This window comes from Gordonia sp. ABSL11-1, assembly GCF_030315685.1.
Lineage (GTDB): Bacteria > Actinomycetota > Actinomycetes > Mycobacteriales > Mycobacteriaceae > Gordonia.
In genome coordinates this window covers 122,531-139,982 of record NZ_JASXSI010000015.1, presented here as the reverse complement: position 1 = coordinate 139,982, position 17,452 = coordinate 122,531, and the positions used below count along the sequence as shown (strand labels likewise).

Sequence of the window (17,452 nt, the reverse complement as noted above, 5' to 3'; positions counted from 1 at the left end):
CTTACACTCCCTCGGAAGCTCTCATCCACAACATCTTCGACAGAAACGCCCGTGTCTCCTGCTGTGCACCGTCAGGAACACGGTAGGAGAAGAGTGCACCTTGCGACTTGGTAACCGGCATCCCGACCAAATCGAGATACCGCTCCGCCCAAGACGGGAGCGGTCCGAAAAAATCGAAGATCCAATCGGCACCTGGCTGGCTGACCGGTCTGGCGGCGCGGAACAATTGGGGTGTGCCGCGGTTAGCATCGAGAGCAGCTTGTAAGCGGCGACCTTCATCCCATCCCGGTGCAACTGAAGTGCCCAAGGGAAAGTCCAATGCGGCCTGCGGGACGCCGTCCGCGAACTCAACTAGGCACCAGACCGGCGATCCGTATGCCTGCGGTCTAGTGCCGACGAAGATGCCTTGGTCACTTGATAGTGGCTCACGCCAGCGTCCCTTGTAGTAGCGCACCGGCGTCGCTGCGTCTAATACCATTAGGCCGGTGATCGGTCCCGGCCTCTGGACGCTGGACAGGCGTCCGCGCACTGCCGCAATGGCGGTGGCCGCCGCCTCCGGGCGCGGCGCCCGTATCCACTGCTCAGGCGTCTGCCGATGCAGTCCCGCGGCCGTGAGCGCCTCAGACGCAAAGCGCTCGTCAAGGATGACGGTTCGGGTGTGTGATTCACTGGTCACGGCGGCGCCAAGCGAATCTTCGTCGACGAGGATGCCAGCGTCTGGCCGAATACCGAGTAGCAGGTAATGACCAGGCCACTTCCGTACATAGGACGGCGGGCCGAGGAAGACCATCCGCCTGTTATTATCCGCTTCGAGGAGTTCTAGTAGGTCTCCAGAGCCAATCAGAGCGTTGAGAGCGGTCGCCACATCGTCGCGTTCGATCCCCGGCCTGAGAGGGGCAAGCGAGCCGAGGACTGCGTCGACGAGTTGGCGAGGCGACGCTGGGCACATGAACGATGCGGCTCGGCGAAGCGCCGCGCAAAGTGCCTCCTTGGACGTGATATCAACCCAGTCGGCATCCAGACCGAGGACACTGACTGCAACGGCCGCTGCCTCATCCGGTTCGATCCGTTGCACGCTCATCCGATGCCTCCTAACAGCACCTCATCGCCGGTTCCCAAGACAGCAAATCTAGCGGCACGAGCAAGGACGGGGTTGGCAAAGACGCGCTGCATGTAGCGTGTCCGCTCCGTTTCGTCCCAATCGAGTAGTGCACCGGGAGAACTCGTGGCTTGAAGGACAAATCGTGTGCCCTTCACTGAGTCCGTGATACCTGCTCTCGCAAACAGACTTTCAAGGGCCTGTCCTAACCCGTAGACAAGCTCATCGGACGAGTTCCATTGCCAGAGGCTTCTCGCTATGACAGCGGCGACCGCACGATGTGCAGCGCTCTCACCCACCAGCACTTGCGCCAGATCTAGATCGACGTCGCCTTTCGCACTCGCCAAGACTTGGTGCTCATAGTCGGCCCACTTACCCGGCGCCAACATGGAAACGAACGCGGAAGTAATCGCTTCAAGCACCCTTTCGCGCTCGTAGCCAGCCACAGGGTGTGCTGGCAGTTCGGCGTCTCGCCATTGCCTGTGGTGCAGCACTAGCTTGGTTGCCTCAGACACAGACCTCTGGCTAGTCGAAACGTCGGGCCGAACGGAATCAGAGCCCAACAGTTGATTCGGATCTGATGGGATTACTTGTAGTGCTTCTTGCTCGCCGTTCGTGGCCCAGACCAGGCCGCCACAGGATTGTTCGACGACCACCGTTTCTTGTGGATACTGTTCCCCACAGAGGGGGTGCGCCATCGGGAAGAACACCACCGCGACAGGGTCGCCATCGGTGCGGTCGATGAGCCTGGCCGCGTACCCGCCATCACGGTGCCGCGCCGAAACCACCCACCGGAGTCCACGGAAGCCACGCTCACAGGTCAGCGTCGCGAATCCAATTCCGTTGTGGGCAAAGCGTAATTCGATAGCATCGCATTCGTCGTAGTGCTTGTAAAGCTGAGGGACGGAACGCAGATCGCTCATCAAACGAAGCCAATCGTCGCCTGTGACTGGAAGCCTGATGCCCTTCTGGTGCGTCGCGAGTCTTGAGTTCTCACAGTCTCTCAGAGTGACCTCCAGGCCTGCTGTGGCGCCACTCGGACCATCCACCTCGACAAGCGCGTGGCCGTCCCAAAGCTCCGGAAGACTCGGTTTCGCGGGTTCTGTGCGGACCCGGATACCTTCGCCCAAAGTGCGCCCCTGAGGAAGTATCTGACGGTCTCGAATCGCCGCGACAAGCGTTCCCTCGATAGTTCGCCCGTCACCTTCGGGGTCGCCCAGCGATACGGCTATTTGGTGTGTCCCGACCGCGAGTCCGTCCAGAGACAGGCAGATTTCGCTCTCACCGGTTGGCCAGTCAACGAAATACTGCTCGCCGTCCAGCATTAACCGAGCCTTGACTGGCGAGTGCGCAGCATGGATGCAGATGAGTACTGGTTCGCCTGCCAACCACTCGGCCGAGCCTTCCCCGTCCCATGCGCTGGCGACGAGACCGACCGGACGAATGGTGACCTCCGATGCAACGGATACTCCAGCGCCCACGAGCGCCTTGCTATCTGTTTCGCTGATCACACTTGGAACCCGCAACTCGTAGGCAACGACCTCTTCAACCGCGATCGCGACGCGGCTACACCACGCGACGTCCGGTCGCGCTATCCCCGATGCCCCCACGATGATGTAGTGGCCACCGGGACGGACAAACTTGCCATTCACCTCGAGCGCCGGTAAGTCCGACTTCAGACGAAAGACCCACCAAGGACCGCTGGTTATCCGGCACTGATCAGCGATGAGCAGGTTGACCTCCCGCGACGCGCGCTGGAGTTTTATGAAGGCTTCGGTTGGCCAGGGCCATGATGTGAACTCAACTGGCGCGGTCGCAAAGAGTAGTCCTCCCGTGGGAATGACTTGTCGCGTGCCGGTAACGACAGCGCGGGACCTTCGCATTTCGTCGTAGACACTTGGGAGAATGTCCTGCAAAGGTCTGAGATTAGGCAGCGCAGCGAACGCCTTCCAGACACCTTGCTCACAACGCAGTTGTAGCTTCGGATCGGTCTGCGCCAGGGGGCGCGGTCCTTCCTTGGCGCCTCGGCCCTCTGCCCCTGTGGATCGCCGAAAGTTGCGTGCGCGAACGATGCTGGCCGATCGTCTGGCTTCCTGAAGCCATCGCCGCGACTGACGTTCGCTATTGAGGCTCTCGACCAGCCGATCCAAAGTCGAAGACTCAATATATGGCGAATCCTCGTCCTCCTCAGATAGGAGCAACGCCGTTGCGACGTGACCGACCAGCGCCGTGTTTTGGCAGAACTTCTCCATCCTGTCGGAGTAGTGCCGCGACCAAGAGTGGAGCCGGACACCCAGGGCCTCGGGGTCGTCGAGCAGGGTCGGCCAAGTAGAACGATGGTCGGACAGCATTCTGGCGAGTTGCACCTGCAAGTAGCGAGGCAGCACTGCGTGTGTAATCGGCCATGCGATCTTGTTGAAGGTATTCGCCCAGGGACCCCTCGGTATCGCGCCACCGTATTCACGAGAGAACTTCCTGAGCCATCCGCGAACACGGTCGCGCTCGTGTTGGCTGTCCCTCCACGACGGAGTCATCTTCGCGTAAATGGGCCAGTATTCCGCCCCGTCGTAGATGTAGCCGACCTCGGCGGCATGGACTGCGAACGGCAGCCACCACCGGTTGCTCGTCCTCGCCAGACTTCCCGTGGCGTAGGCGGCGCGAACGGCATCCTCTAGGAGCGCTACGTCTTTCCCACTGAGGCAATGCTCCAGGGCATAGACCGGCGCTGGGGGGTCGAGTTTGGCGCGTCGCTCATGTAGCACGTGGAAGTGCGTGTCCAAGAGGTCGTGGAAGTACTCCAGCGTGTCCGCGGTGCTACCCGGCACTACATCCATCGCGGCAACACCCCACTTCTTTTCGACTTGAGCGCATTGACAGACAGCATGCCGGACCTATCCGACAATCCGGCACAGGACTCGGACAGAAGTCGTGACTGGGGGAAGCCTCGTGCCTCGTTGAGCAAGCAGCTTCACGAGTCGAACCAGCAGTTCCACACCTGCTTACGCCGGCTAAGCCAGCGTCGCGCCCCTGTTCGGGCTGAGCGGCGATCCAGAAGGGTAGTGCGGTGGTCCAGGTCGGCCAACGCCAAGTATCGCCGGGGAAATGCGGGGCTAGAACGGTCGAGCGGAAGTGGGTCGGTAGGGACCCACCGACCCACCGATGACTTGGGCGTACTTGTGCGCTATTCGTCGGGCAATTCGACGTCGGATGGTGCAAGCGACAGCAAGCGGCCCCTGTGTTGACCGCGGGAATCCGCGGCACAACCACAACTGAGCAAGTCCTCCTTCAGACTGCTCGGCAATGAACAACAAGCCTACGATGCCTGGGAACTGCCCCCACTACGTTCTTTGAGGTCGTGGGCAAAGACAACTTCCAGGATGGGGGGTGCCACTTCTTCCAGGGGTCCTTCATCGAGGATCTGGATGACCGTCTTGAAGCCGAAGTCCGGATGGAAGACCGTGAACCACGCTTGGATTCCGGTCGGCGTGAGTTCGTCCGACAACTCGTCGACAATCTGTGCGACTGTGCGCAGTCTGAGCAGTGCGTTAGGCCGGATTGCGCGGGTGCCGTCTCCCCACTGTTTGACTGTTCTGGCGTCCGATACGCCAAGTGCACGCGCCGCAAGTTCGACGCCGAGCACCTCGCCGATCCACTCCGCGAGCGCAGGTGGCTCTTCCGTCAGCACTGAACTAAATCTACTCACGGCGTGATACCGCCGTAAGTGCGCGATAAAGACGAGGAAATAACGTAGAAACTACGACGTTCTGACGGCTGTTGGATTACGCTCCAGATGGCCCGTGTGGAAGGCATCGAAGGCTCCTTCGGCGGTGGTGTCGGCCAGCCCCTGGTGGGCAGCGTCGGTGTGTGCGGGTGTGTTGGCTCTTCCTAGACAGTGTCGCATGTCCTCAGCGAGGTACCCGATGTTCGCAACTCACGCTGCTCGATGTCCATTCACTATTCCGGGCGCTTCTGCCGTCGCACCGGGTACTAGGTCGGACCCGTGACAGCGCAGGTACCCGGAGCAACAATCACTGCCCGTCGTGGCGCACGTCGGTCCCCGGCCCAGCTGTCAGCGATGATGCGCACCACGATGGACAAGGACCTGGCCCTGAAGGTCATGGACGACGACGACCTCAGGCGTGAAGCTATCGCCACTGCGAAGGTCTTTTGGTGGGATGGCAGGTCCATCCACGAGACAACTCCATCGGGACTGGACGCCTCGTTGATCACTGATATGGCACCTGTCCGCCGGCTTGGGTCGTATCAAGGCGCGCCGTCAAAGCTTGTCCTACACAGCACACGGGTCGAAGGGTTCACCTCGGCTGTGCTGGCGGAATCTAAACTCGAACGACACCACCTCGTCGAACTGGATCGCCGCGCCGGAGTCACCGCATATCGGACGCAACCCCTGATCGTGGTGTGGAAGTTCGGCGACGCTGGGGTGATCTGTCAAATCCCCGATATTGCGGCTGCGATAAACGGAACTGTGGAAATCGTCAGCGTTCGGCCGAGGCGATTGCTCACTGACTACAGTCACGCCCTCCTCGGTGGACTTCTGCCAGACACCTTCACCGAAGACAACCTCCGCTATCGACTTGAAGTGGATATGTCGCCAATACGCGTTCGCAATCTCAACTTGATGGCCTTTCTCCGCTGGAAATCTCCCGTCACCGAAACCGACTGGTGGGCCCGAGTCAGCGAAAGCCGTCCCGCGACGATATACGGGATCTCGGTCGCTGCACGCGACGATCGTCGGCTGGAGAAGCAAGGGCTGTTCCGAGCTCTGCTGGCACTCGCACAAGCCCACTTCGATGCCGACTTCGAAGCTGACATCGACGTATACACCGAGGTGGTATGGCGCAAGTAGCATGCTCGATGAGCAAGGGGACTCGCTTCGAGTACGAGTCGACTGAATGGACTGTGCGCCACATCGCGACGAAATCGCGCACACCTCTAGCAATTCTAGAAAGCGATGAGGGTGAGTTGCTTGAGCTTGAACTCGCCGAAGCCATGCGTGCTGCGCACGAGTATTTTTCGCCTGATCACGTCCGCGATACCGTCCCTGGCGATGTTCTCTCGGACTGTACGCCCGACCAGCGAGCACGGGCTGAAGAGCGCGCCATGTATATGGGCTCTTCAAGGTTGAGCGGGCAATGCCTGGTCAGCGGGCCGGCGTGTCGATGACGTGAGACGCCCCTGGTCTCCGGAAATCTGGATGTTGCGACACATTCCGATTTCGGTGGAGGAGTACCAGGGGCATGGCTGATGCTACGTCGTTGTTGTTGGGTCTGGAAGGACTTGAAGTCACAGGTGTGGTCACGCAGGTTGACCGGGTCCGGGTGGTGGATGTGGTGACCACTGATCCAGAGGCGTCGCGGTGCCCTGATTGCTGTGTGGTGTCTAGGTCGGTGAAGGATCGCACGGTCACCCGACCCCGCGATATCCGCTACGGTGATGATCCGATCCTGTTGCGGTGGAATAAGACACGGTATCGCTGTGTGAACCAGGAGTGCGCACGCGTTACGTTTACCGAATCGATTTCGCAGGTGCCGCCGCGGCGGCGCACCACGACTCGATTACGCACCCAGATCGGCCGATCGGTTGGTGAGGCAGCCCGCTCAGTCAGCGAGGTCGCGACCGGGGTGGGCGTGTCGTGGCCGACTGCGCACGCCGCCTTCGTCGAGCACGCCGAGCAGGTGCTCATCGACCCACAGCCGGTGAGGGTGCTCGGAATTGATGAGACCCGCCGCGGTAGGCCTCGCTGGATCAAGGACGCCGATGGCCGACGGTGGGTGCGAGTGGACCCGTGGGACACCGGGTTCGTCGATCTGGGCGGTGATCAGGGACTGCTGGGGCAGGTTGAGGGCCGCACGAGCGCGGCGGTCACCGACTGGCTCACCACCCAGAGCGAGCAGTTCCGCACCGAGATCACCCATGTGGTGATCGATCCGTCGGCCGCCTACGCCGCCGCGGTCACCGACACCGTGTTACCCAACGCGCAGGTGGTGGTCGATCATTTCCACCTGATCAAGCTGTGCCAACGACACCGTCACTGCGGTGCGACGTCGGGTGACCTTCGACGCTCACGGTCGCCGCGGGCGCAGACATGACCCGGAATGGGCGAATCGCCGCCGGTTACTTTCGGCCCGAGAACGACTGTCGGACAAGTCGTTTGCGAAGATGTGGAACGCGTTGGTCGACAACGATCCGACCAGTCAGATCTTGACTGCCTACATCGCGAAAGAAGAACTGCGCCAGTTGCTGTCCGCTGCCCGCGAGGGTGCTAACGATAGTGAGATCCGTCGGCGCCTCTACCGGTTCTACGCCTGGTGCGCCGCCGCTGACATTCCCGAAGTCACCCGGTTGGCGACCACGATCGAGACATGGTGGCCGGCGATCCTCGCTTTTCTGCACACCGGACTGACCAACGCCCGCACCGAGGGCTACAACCGGCTGGTCAAACAGGTCAAACGCGTTGCCTGCGGCTTCCGCAACACCGAGAACTCACGCCGCCGGATACGATTCCACTGCACCCGCGCCCAGCGGGCCAACATCCAGCAATTCCACTGCCAAGCAGTGCCCGCTTAACCTTGAAGAGCCTGTATATGCGGTTGATACTTGACGGCGCTCCGGCGGTCAGCTTTGGCTCCGGCCCAGCAGATAGATACCATCCGGACGTAACCAGCCCCAGTCGACGAAAACGCCAACTCATATCAGATCTAAAGGGAGTTCCTGGATATTCGCGGGCATCGATCTACAGGATGCTGGGTTGCTACGAGCGAGAACGCAACATCAGAGAATTGGTACCCTATAAAGCCAGCAACCAACCGCCTGATCCACGATTGCGAATTCCCGCCGAGTATCTGGATGCGATGTATCGCGGTCTCGCAGAACTAGCTGGACCGCATCTACCGAGGCGGAAACTCGAAGTGCTTGTCGTTCGAGCCTGTACTGCCATCAGAGACGCCCAACTCGACCCAAACTCAATTCCGCCGTATCGACTGGAGCGGGCAGTGAAGCTCGTCTCCAAGGAGCTTGGACTGGACAAGACATCTCGGCAGCGAAAAAACGAATCATCACGCGCAATCACTGGGCACCGCGCTCAACCTCCAATCATGCCGGGCGAGCGAATCGAAATTGACGCCACTCAAGGAGACATCTGGCTGATCTGCCCTGATACTCGCGAGCGATTCAGACCATGGATCATCGTCCTAATCTGCGTTGTCACACGCCTTGTATCAGTTCGAGTGACTCGTGAACCACCCATTGCAGTTGACTGGCGACTAGCACTGTTCTCCGCACTACACCCCCTGGTCTCCGAACAACCCAAGTACGATATCGACATTCCGTTTGGAGTTCCATCCACCGTGCAACTCCGAGTTGCGCCATATGGATTCGGCACCATTGTCAATGACCACGGCTCCAACATCGAGAATTACCAGATGTCAGACTGTGTAGCTCGATGGGGCGGTGAGATCGAGTATGCGGCAACCCGTACAGGTAGTCACAAACCGTACGTGGAAAACGCAAACTCGGTGATGAATATGTTCCTCCAGTACACTGCGGCATACAGCGGGGGTTCTGTGGACAACAGAGCCGATGTCGATAAACTTCCGGACGCCGACTTTCTTACCCTCGAACAGTTCAACGCGATTCTCACGGTATGGGCGAACAAACTTCGGCCCTACCGGCCACATGAGGGCCTTCCAACCCCTGATGGCAACTTTCATTCGCCCGCTAGCCGCTTCGTCCAGTGCGTCGCACGAGGACTAGGGCCCCGAATCGATGTACATCCCGACGACGTATACGGCCTACTCGACAGCACCGAGCTCAAACTCAATCCAGAGGGCATCCACAAGGGACCATTTCGATACCACGCGGAGATCGTCGGAAAGGTGGTCAATGATATTCGAAAAAGTCGAGGCCTCCTATCCGAGATGGTACGGGTTCACCACGACCGCAACGATATATCCCGTGTCTTTATCCGCGATAGCGAGGATGGGCGTTGGTACACCCTCCGTGCCATTGCCGACGACGGGACTGCACTCGAGCCATTTAGCTCGCTCATTTCCGAGGATTGGGCATCTCGTCTCGGAGAGAAACTCTGGACTCGTGGACAGCGTATCGCTGTGGGTACGCTCTTTAGTGACCTACTCTGCGAGATTCACAAGGAGAATTCATCGAGATTCTCCAGGGATCGCACCCGAGTTGAGTTGCGCCTTCCGGACCCATCCGGAGTTCCTGGATCTAGTCCTGTCGCCGACACAGATAATCAAAGCACCGACAAAGACTTCCCCTTCAACATCGACGAGTTCGTAATTCGGGATATTCCGGATATAGGAGATGACCTATGGTAAATGATCTCTACAAGCGCTCGATTCAGGATCGTGGCTGTTGGGGCCACTTGCCCCGGCGTATTGATGATTACCCTGCCCCGCCTTGCGGGCTCGATGGCGACATCCGTCTGCTCACACGATGGATTTCCGGGCTCGGGCCAATTGAAACGTCCGACATCGCACGCACATACGAGGAAGTGATGAGAATGCTTGACCACAACGCGGGCGCCGCCTACGACGACGCGCGGTGGGTAGCAATCGACGGGCCCAGCCACGTTGGCAAGACGTACACGATCATCCCGGTCTTGCTGCGGATCAACGACATGCTGCTCCGCGATGAGAGACCGCCCAAGCGCGAAGGAGTGAAGTCTGTTCACGTTCCCGTCATCTACGTCGGGGATCAGGGGGCCAGCAGCAAGACGCTGGTCGAATCCATTGCCGAATTTGCCGGCATATTCGTCTCCCGGTCCGACGTGGAGACCACCATCCTCCGGCGTCTCCGCACGATACTGCCACTTATCGGATGTCTGCTGATCGTTGTCGATGAAGGTCACATGCTGCGGCGCGTGGGCGCAAGTCGAGATCTGACCGATAACTTGCGTCGACTCCTATCCCTACCCGTGAGCTTCGTGTTTGTTGGCGCAGGTTTGCGAGATTCTGCTCTCTACAGGCGGACCGACGTGCTACGAGTCCCACAGTCCGAACGCCCGGCGGCGGCAAGAGCAAAGCCCTCGGAAGGTCTGCTTGATCACCCTGACGAGGCCGCAATGCAGCTGCGCAACCGAATGAAGGCCGTTCAGCTGCGCGCATTCGACAGTTCCAACAGTGATCATCTGAATGCGTGGCTAAAGCGCATGAACGGCCTGGTGAGCCAGCTTGAGCGGATACCGGGCCTCGATGTGAGGGAACTGAAGTCTCGAGAGTTCGCTGTCGAACTGTTCACCTTCGCTCAAGGACGAACCGGGACTTCTTTTCTCATCTTGAAAGACGTGTGCGAATTGGCTGTCCGTCGCCGCGAAAGTCCCACCATCCAGCACCTTCACGTAGAGATGGAAAAGGCAGTCTTGACGCCGTGACTCTATCCCTCGTACCTGAACTCTATCCCGGCGAATCACTCGATTCATTCGTAGAGCACCTGTGCGAGTTGCATTACTGCACTCCACGTCAGCTGTTCTCGGCAATCAACGTGTCTGAAAGCCCAAGTTCGGGAAGCCCGCTCGGTCGCCGTATCACCGACGCCGCGGTTCAGGAGTTGTCACGCCTAACTGACGTCGAAGAGCAGCAACTCATCCAGGCGACGACCGCTCGATTCACCCGGGCCGGTCTACAACTCAAGGAGGGTGCAGGTCGGGCTGGCGATGACACCTGGAGCTTTCCCGGCCACGTCGCGTTCTGCCCAGAGTGCCTGGCCCAGAACGACCTCCGATGGAGGATTTCGTGGTACCTACGTTGGACCAATGTCTGCGATGCACACTCCGTACTTCTCGTCGACGAATGTCCCGCCTGCGGCAACCGCCCCCGAACCACCGCGACATATCATCCACGTCGGCCAGGCCAACTCACTACCATGTGGCGTATTCGCAGTTGCCCCACCTCGTGCTGCTCTGAATCGCTGGCCGAGACCACGGCAACCCACGTCAACTTGACTTCCCACGCAGCCAAGCAGGAACGCTGGCTTTCAGAAGTCATCGACGAAGGCGGCGCGAGATGTGAGTACGCCGAGGGTGAGTATCTTTCGGCCACCACAATTCTTCGCGATCTCACGTTGCTGACCCGACACGCACTTCACGCGATGATTCCGGCGACTCAGCGCATCCCTGCCGCGCTCGACCCCGAAACCCCTTTAGTTCCCACGGCGTGGATTCCCGACGAGCAGGCCCACTACAGCGAATCCATGCGGAAGGTGCCTCGCGCAACCTTCCTGGTTGCGCAGACCGCCGCAATTGACACGCTCCGTACGCGATGGTCAGTCGACCGATGTGAAAGTTGGATCACACCCGATCGCGCTGCCACGATGTCCGGCGTAGCGCGTCGAAGAACTGCTGGCCCGGTGAGCAACGCACTGCTCCGCGTCATTGATCTGCATCGAGGCGTCAACTACTTTCACCCCAAGTTGGTCTCAAAGGACAGCATCGGCAGGCGACGCACACAGCATGCCTACAAGACGTTCGCGCTCGGCTCCACTCGCTCGATAGATGCGCAAACCCTACCGTCCACAATCTGGCCCATTGTCACACTCAACGCGCCATCCATGCCACCTCGAGTTCAACGAGTATTCTCACAGTTGGCGCCGATCGCGCTCGCCCTCTTTGGACGACGCGCCACTACCTCAACTCTCGCAAACACATTCAACATCGAAATCAGTGACGACGCCCTCCGGTTTGCTCTGAGCAACTTAATTGCCCACGACGAAGGCATCGCCACCTACATCTACATCGCCACTCTGCACGAACATCTACAGATGCATCCCGCCCCGATCGACTACCGGCGCCGACGGCTCCTGTGGCCGCGTCCAAGCGACATCGGTCGCAACCACATGCGCGAACTTGCGCGCATTTCAGATCTCTACCTCACCAACGCATTCCGATGGAAAATCAGCAGGTACGTCTGGCAACTTCTCACCGGAAACGATCCATTCTTCACACGCGGCACCCAGTTACTCCACGGCCCCGCCGCCTATAGCTACAGAGCTTTCGTCACCACAATGCCTTTCGAGCTTGAACAAGCCGCAGGACAGGTAGCCCAGCGACTACTCCTGAAGGAACGAATTGGCGAACCTGTCACTTACAGCCCAATTCTAGGGCCTGGTGGAATCTGGGCTCCAGGAACCGGTTCCCATTTCCTCGACACCTCACACCGCACAGACCTCAGACGGACATCCAGATCGCTTGAGCACGCCGTGACCGCAGCTGGCGAAAGTGAGGAACTGCTGCATATCGCGCTATCGGGACATGCGCTGCTCGCCCAACGATTGCTCCGATTCAGCGAGACCGCCGACTGGCCCTCTATCAGCGCGGCCGCATCCGCAGCCGGAACATCGAACCATCAGATCGCCAAAGAAACTTCGTTCCTCGAAATGGCACTCGACGATCCTCTATTCACACGCGATAGCCCAAATACCGCAACACGAAGACTGACGAGCATCGGCAGCGAACTTCGCATTCTTGTCGACATGAACGTCGACCGATTGCGGTCCGTCTCCAATTCTGCGATATCAGCGTTCACGTAGCGAAGATCACCCGAACTATCGCTTCGCGACAACCGGCCACATCGCTTACCACACTGTAGTTCATCAAACGTCACGTGACTAAACGTCTCGGGTGGTATCGCGGCCGTTTCAAAGTGTCTCAACATTCTTACAAAACAAGTCGATTTGTCTCAACGTCTCACAGAGACGCCGATTCGTCTCAACTTTTCGCGATAGCCACAGCGCCCTACCCCCGCGCCATATCCACGAACTTGCTCAAATGTAGTTGGTGCGCAACGGTGATCGTCGCCGTCGGGCCGTTACGGTGCTTGCCGAGGATGATGTCGGCTTCACCCGCGCGCGGGTCATCGCGCTCAAAGGCGTCGGGGCGGTGGAGCAGGATGACCATGTCGGCGTCCTGCTCGAGGCTGTTGTGAAGCGCGATCCCGTTCGCGACGAAGTTGTGCGTCCCCGGTACCGTTCCGTCGAAAACGTCTTGCTCACCGACGCTTTCGATGTCAACGACCTCGTCCCAGTAGACGTCGTTGCTGACCAGGAGGTCGACGTCGACGTCGTCGAGGATGTCGGCGACTTGGCCCAGTACGGAACGGCCGCCATCTGCAGATCGAGAGTCAGCTGCGGCAGTCTGTGATGCTGGGACCAGTTCAGGGGCACGCAGGATCTCGTGGAGACGTTCGGACGCTATGGCATTGGCCTGGCCGGGGAACTTGATCGGGGCTGCCGGAGCAGCCAGACCGAGAGCGTTGCTCAATAGAGAGATCTGCTCGTGGCCGTTGATGGTGACGGTGTGCGAGTGGTCTCGATACGCCTCGGGCTCGCTACGCTCGCTCGTGGCTACTCGACCAGCAGGAATAGTTGCGCCCGCGAGCTTTGCGATCGTGTCTACTCGACCATCGGAGCGCGAAATACCAGCAAAAACACCCAACCGTGCCATGAGGTGCGCGAGCTCCGCTGCCGCATCAGCACTCTGAACGGGAATCAGCCAGTTGTCCGCCGACTTAACTGCCATTCGCTCGACGACTTCGCCGACCACGCGCATGACATCAGTCGACGGCGACTGCCTCACGCCGACCTCGGGCCCGTTTCCGCATAGCCACTCGACGGCATCTGCCACGGCCGACGACGCAGAGGTCCACGTCGCCACCGGCTCGGGGACGCTACGCGGCGCGGCAACCTTCTCGCCGACCATCAACTCCGCCAACGGAATCCACCCATCCACCGTCAAGAACGGATGATTCCCCGTCGCCTCGACGACACGCCCGGAGGCCATCCGCACGCGGAAGACCTCCTTGCATCCGCTCGGGAACACCTTGACCATGCGGCGCTTGACGAGGCGGAGCCGCTCGTCCAACGACCACACCAGCGGTTGCTCTCCGGTCGCCATCAGCTCACCGAGGGTGACCTCGGAGCCGTTGTCTGCTCGAAGGATTCGAGCCGACGCCGGCAGACATCCCGACTCACGCAGATCCGACACCTGCGGCTTCTTGTCGGTTCGCTGCTCCGGGCCACGGTTCAGCTGGCTGATCGCAACAACCGGAACCTCGAGTTCCTTTGCGAGCAGCTTCAATTGACGGGAGAACTCGGACACTTCCTGCTGACGCGACTCGACCTTCTTTCCGGAGGTCATGAGCTGCATGTAGTCGACGACGACCAGCCTCAGGTCGTGACGTTGTTTCAGTCGCCGTGCCTTGGCGCGGATCTCCATCATCGTCAGGTTGGGTGAGTCGTCGATGAACAGCGGCGCCTCGGAGATCTCACCCATGCGCCGGGCCAGCCGGGTCCAGTCGTCGTCGCTCATCGTGCCGCCGCGCATGTCGCCGAGCTTGACCTTCGCCTCCGCCGACAGCAGACGCATGACGATCTCGGTCTTGCTCATCTCCAACGAGAACATCGCGCTGGTCTGCTGATTGTGAATCGAGCAGGACCGCAGGAAGTCCATGGCGAGCGTCGAGTTGTGCGTCGGCACCATGGCCTCACCGGCGAGGTACATGTGCTCGTCGTTGTCTACCTCTACACAGCGCACCGGCACGCTGTCGATCGGGCGGACCGCGACAAGGCGGCGGACGCCGGCCCGTCGGCGGAGCTCCTTGTGTCGAATGGCCTTGTGGTGCACCGTGAACACGTCGTCGTCGGCATCCACGCGCAGCCAGCCGGTGGCCGAACGCTTGTAGCTGTAGCCGAGTCCGGCGACCAGGTCGGCGACCACGGCGGTCATGTGCCGCGTCGCCGCGGGGACGGTGATCCAGCCGTCGTCGTCGACGGTGGCCCGGGCGTCGAGCAGCCCGGCGAGCAGTGCCCGTCGTTGCGCGATCGATCCCCGTAGGTACTCGAACGGGATGCGGCCGCCGAGGTCGGCCATCAGCGTCATCACGTCGACCGGTCCCTCGGCGTCGATGCGCATGCTGATCTCGGGATCGTCGAACGCCATCCCGGCGAGCGCGGCGACGGTGTACGGGCCATAGGCGAACCGGCGGCGCGGCAGATCGAGCGGCTGCGTGTTCCGGACGACGGCACACCCGACGTGGGCACGCATGGCGTCGGTGGTGACGGTCTGACGTTTACCGTCGATGTCGGCCACCCACTGGTGCTGCTCATCGGCGACGAGGATGGTTCCGTCGTTGAATTCGACCTCGTAGCAGGGCCGTTCGGTCATCACCTCGGTGGCGGCGACCACTCGCGTCGGGCGGCCCTGGGCGTCGAGCAACTGATCGCCGACGGCGACCTTGCCCATGGTGGTCCAGCCGGTCGGTGTGGGTAGCGGTGTATCGAGCGCGAGCGCCTTGCCGACGCCGGGGCGGGCGGCGACGATGATCATCTGGCCCGGGTGCAGGCCGTTGGTGATCTTGTCCAGGTCGACGAAGCCGGTCGGCACGCCGAGGGAGATGCCACCACGGGAGGCGATCGAGTCGATCTCGTCCATCGTCGGCTGCAGCAGTTCCTCGAGCGGCACGTAGTCCTCGGCGGTCCGGCGCTCGGTGACCTCGTAGACCTCCGCCTGCGCACGATCGACGACCTCGGCGACGTCCTGGCCGTCGCCGCCGGCGTAACCGAACTGCACGATGCGTGTCCCGGCGGTCACCAGACGACGCAGAATCGCCTTCTCCGCCACGATCTCCGCGTAGTACCCGGCGTTCGCCGCGGTCGGCACCGTCGAGATCAGCGTGTGCAGATACGGTGCGCCACCGACCCGACGGAGCTCACCGGCCCGCTCCAGCTCATTCGCGACGGTCACCGCATCGGCGGGCTCACCCTTGCCGTAGAGCTCCAGGATCGCGTCGTAGACGGCCTGATGGGCGGGTCGGTAGAAGTCGGCCGGCCGGAGTTTCTCGACGACGTCGGCGATCGCGTCTTTCGACAGGAGCATGCCTCCGAGCACCGACTGCTCGGCGGCCATGTCCTGCGGCGGCTGCCGACCGAAGTCCTCGGTGGGGACACCGTCCTCACCGCGATCTGCTCGACCGTTCGCCACCGATTCCAGGCGGCCGGGCTCATGCCCGCGGTCATCGACTACTGCCACGTGTGTCAAACCTCTCGCAGTACTTGCACCACTCACTCGAGTGGGTCCGACTCTGTGGCGTCGGCGGCATCCGCCACCGACGTCGGTCGTGCTGATTCCGTGATAGCGACAGGCACTGACAAGCCTCGTTCACCGGCACCCGGTCCCCGTCACAGAGGCACTGTCGGAGCACAGTAGATCCCTCACCCATCCCGCTCAAACGCGGCTGTGCACAACTCTGTCAGCAATCTGTGGACCGACTGTGGACGCCGTCGGCGCCGTTGTGAGCCCCCTGTGTACAAAGTGGGGAAATGTTCTGTGAGCAATAAAGTATTCGCAGGTCAGCGCCGAGTACTTACTCCACAGATGACTGAAGAATTCGTCTCGGCGTGTCACGTCGGACCCGCTGTTCGGCGTGTTGCGGTCATGGTTCAACAACCTGCAGCCAACAGCTCGGTGAACATTGCGTGCGACGTGGGTAACAACCGTTCATAGGTTTGTGCGGCGCCACGCGGAATGGGTCGGTTGTCCACAGATCCGACCGTTCGGTTCACCGTACGGTCGGCCGTGTGATCCAATGATCGGCGTGGGGAGGCACCTGTCGGGCAGCGCCGGAGACACCCGATCCGGCAACGATCGTCGATGGCGGCACGCGTTCGCAGCGCTGTGGGTCGCGACGCTGAGTGCGGTCGCCGTGGTGCTGGGACCCGTCGCGGCGGCGCCGGCCGCTCCCCCGCCCGGACCGACGATGCCCGTCGAGTTCGACCTGTCCCGGTATCAGCCCGTCGACGGCGCACAGTTCCGCCCTGTGGCCTACGCCGACAACGGTCGCGCATTCCTCCGCGTCGGTGGACGCCTGTGTCAGATCGGGCCGTCGTATCGCTACGTGGGCTGTCAGGGCCGGCCTGCGACGGCACCCCCCACAGCCCGCGGTGTGGCGATCTCCGGCGATCAGCAGGGCCCGTGGTGGGTGCCCGACTGGTCCGACTACCGCTTCGGAGCACCATCCGGGTTCCGGCCGCCGGCCCTGGCCGTCGGCAAACAGGTGACGATCGCCGGCGTCACGTGCACGGCGCCGCGCCCCGACACCATCGCCTGCCGGACGGGCGCCCGCGCGTTCATCCTGACCGCGGCCTGGCACAAGTTCTTCTTCCCCAGCGGCGACACCGCCCATAGTGCGAATCCGGCGCCGCGCTATCTGCCTGCGCGCCTGCAGTACTGGAATCAGCTGCCGCCGATCTGATCGTCGACACGCAGACGTAGCGAGAATCGGCGCCGGCAGACGATTTCGGCTACGTCTGTGATCAGACGGC

The 17,452-nt window shown here is 61.1% G+C and carries 11 protein-coding genes and 1 pseudogene; 8 read left to right on the top strand and 4 right to left on the bottom strand.

What is annotated here, in order from left to right:
• Position 1: 1 nt before the first annotated feature.
• The 3 genes from QSJ19_RS17415 to QSJ19_RS17405 all read right to left on the bottom strand — a co-directional run bounded on the left by QSJ19_RS17415 (position 2) and on the right by QSJ19_RS17405 (position 4,784).
• A complete protein-coding gene (locus tag QSJ19_RS17415) occupies positions 2–1,081 on the bottom strand; it encodes a hypothetical protein (RefSeq protein ID WP_286322170.1) in 1,080 nt (359 codons plus the stop codon).
• Positions 1,078–3,933 (bottom strand): hypothetical protein, encoded by a 2,856-nt coding sequence (locus tag QSJ19_RS17410; protein WP_286322168.1) that lies wholly within the window; start codon positions 3,931–3,933, stop codon positions 1,078–1,080. Before QSJ19_RS17410 ends, QSJ19_RS17415 begins: the two co-directional genes overlap by 4 nt.
• A 479-nt stretch (positions 3,934–4,412) precedes the next feature.
• Entirely contained in the window at positions 4,413–4,784 is a 372-nt protein-coding gene (locus tag QSJ19_RS17405) for a hypothetical protein (protein WP_286322167.1), read from the bottom strand.
• A gap of 390 nt (positions 4,785–5,174) precedes the next feature.
• Here QSJ19_RS17405 and QSJ19_RS17400 point away from each other — a divergent pair, with 390 nt between their 5' ends.
• From QSJ19_RS17400 to QSJ19_RS17380, 7 genes and pseudogenes are all read left to right on the top strand, one after another.
• Positions 5,175–5,966 (top strand): hypothetical protein, encoded by a 792-nt coding sequence (locus tag QSJ19_RS17400; RefSeq protein WP_286322165.1) that lies wholly within the window; start codon positions 5,175–5,177, stop codon positions 5,964–5,966.
• A gap of 391 nt (positions 5,967–6,357) precedes the next feature.
• A pseudogene (locus QSJ19_RS27020) lies at positions 6,358–6,726 on the top strand (ISL3 family transposase); the annotation flags it as partial.
• A gap of 21 nt (positions 6,727–6,747) precedes the next feature.
• Positions 6,748–7,209, top strand: a complete 462-nt coding sequence (locus tag QSJ19_RS27015; protein WP_502876219.1) for an ISL3 family transposase — start codon at positions 6,748–6,750, stop codon at positions 7,207–7,209.
• Positions 7,157–7,687 carry an ISL3 family transposase gene (locus tag QSJ19_RS27010; RefSeq protein ID WP_502876217.1) on the top strand — a complete coding sequence of 177 codons (531 nt, stop codon included), beginning with the start codon at positions 7,157–7,159 and terminating at the stop codon, positions 7,685–7,687. Before QSJ19_RS27015 ends, QSJ19_RS27010 begins: the two co-directional genes overlap by 53 nt.
• A gap of 425 nt (positions 7,688–8,112) precedes the next feature.
• Positions 8,113–9,456: a TnsB C-terminal domain-containing protein gene (locus QSJ19_RS17390; protein ID WP_286322163.1), complete on the top strand. Its 1,344-nt coding sequence runs from the start codon at positions 8,113–8,115 to the stop codon at positions 9,454–9,456.
• On the top strand, positions 9,450–10,511 hold the full coding sequence (locus QSJ19_RS17385; protein WP_286322162.1) for a TniB family NTP-binding protein: 1,062 nt from the start codon (positions 9,450–9,452) through the stop codon (positions 10,509–10,511). Before QSJ19_RS17390 ends, QSJ19_RS17385 begins: the two co-directional genes overlap by 7 nt.
• The gene (locus tag QSJ19_RS17380; protein WP_286322161.1) at positions 10,508–12,664 is read left to right on the top strand and encodes a TniQ family protein; all 2,157 of its coding nucleotides are present in this window, start codon (positions 10,508–10,510) and stop codon (positions 12,662–12,664) included. Before QSJ19_RS17385 ends, QSJ19_RS17380 begins: the two co-directional genes overlap by 4 nt.
• Before the next feature lie 205 nt (positions 12,665–12,869).
• Here the strand turns inward: QSJ19_RS17380 and dnaB are convergent, their stop codons facing one another.
• A complete protein-coding gene (gene dnaB, locus QSJ19_RS17375) occupies positions 12,870–16,160 on the bottom strand; it encodes a replicative DNA helicase (RefSeq protein WP_502876216.1) in 3,291 nt (1,096 codons plus the stop codon).
• A 556-nt stretch (positions 16,161–16,716) separates the two neighbouring features.
• On the opposite strand from dnaB, the gene QSJ19_RS17370 reads away from it, so the two are divergent.
• On the top strand, positions 16,717–17,382 hold the full coding sequence (locus QSJ19_RS17370; protein WP_502876215.1) for a hypothetical protein: 666 nt from the start codon (positions 16,717–16,719) through the stop codon (positions 17,380–17,382).
• Positions 17,383–17,452: the final 70 nt, after the last annotated feature.

Excerpts from the sequence above, each read along its gene's own strand:
- QSJ19_RS17415 (WP_286322170.1), bottom strand. The coding sequence starts at position 1,081 with ATGAGCGTGCAACGGATCGAACCGGATGAGGCAGCGGCCGTTGCAGTC.
- QSJ19_RS17410 (WP_286322168.1), bottom strand. The coding sequence starts at position 3,933 with ATGGATGTAGTGCCGGGTAGCACCGCGGACACGCTGGAGTACTTCCAC.
- QSJ19_RS17400 (WP_286322165.1), top strand. The coding sequence starts at position 5,175 with ATGATGCGCACCACGATGGACAAGGACCTGGCCCTGAAGGTCATGGAC.
- QSJ19_RS17385 (WP_286322162.1), top strand. The coding sequence starts at position 9,450 with ATGGTAAATGATCTCTACAAGCGCTCGATTCAGGATCGTGGCTGTTGG.
- QSJ19_RS17370 (WP_502876215.1), top strand. The coding sequence starts at position 16,717 with ATGATCGGCGTGGGGAGGCACCTGTCGGGCAGCGCCGGAGACACCCGA.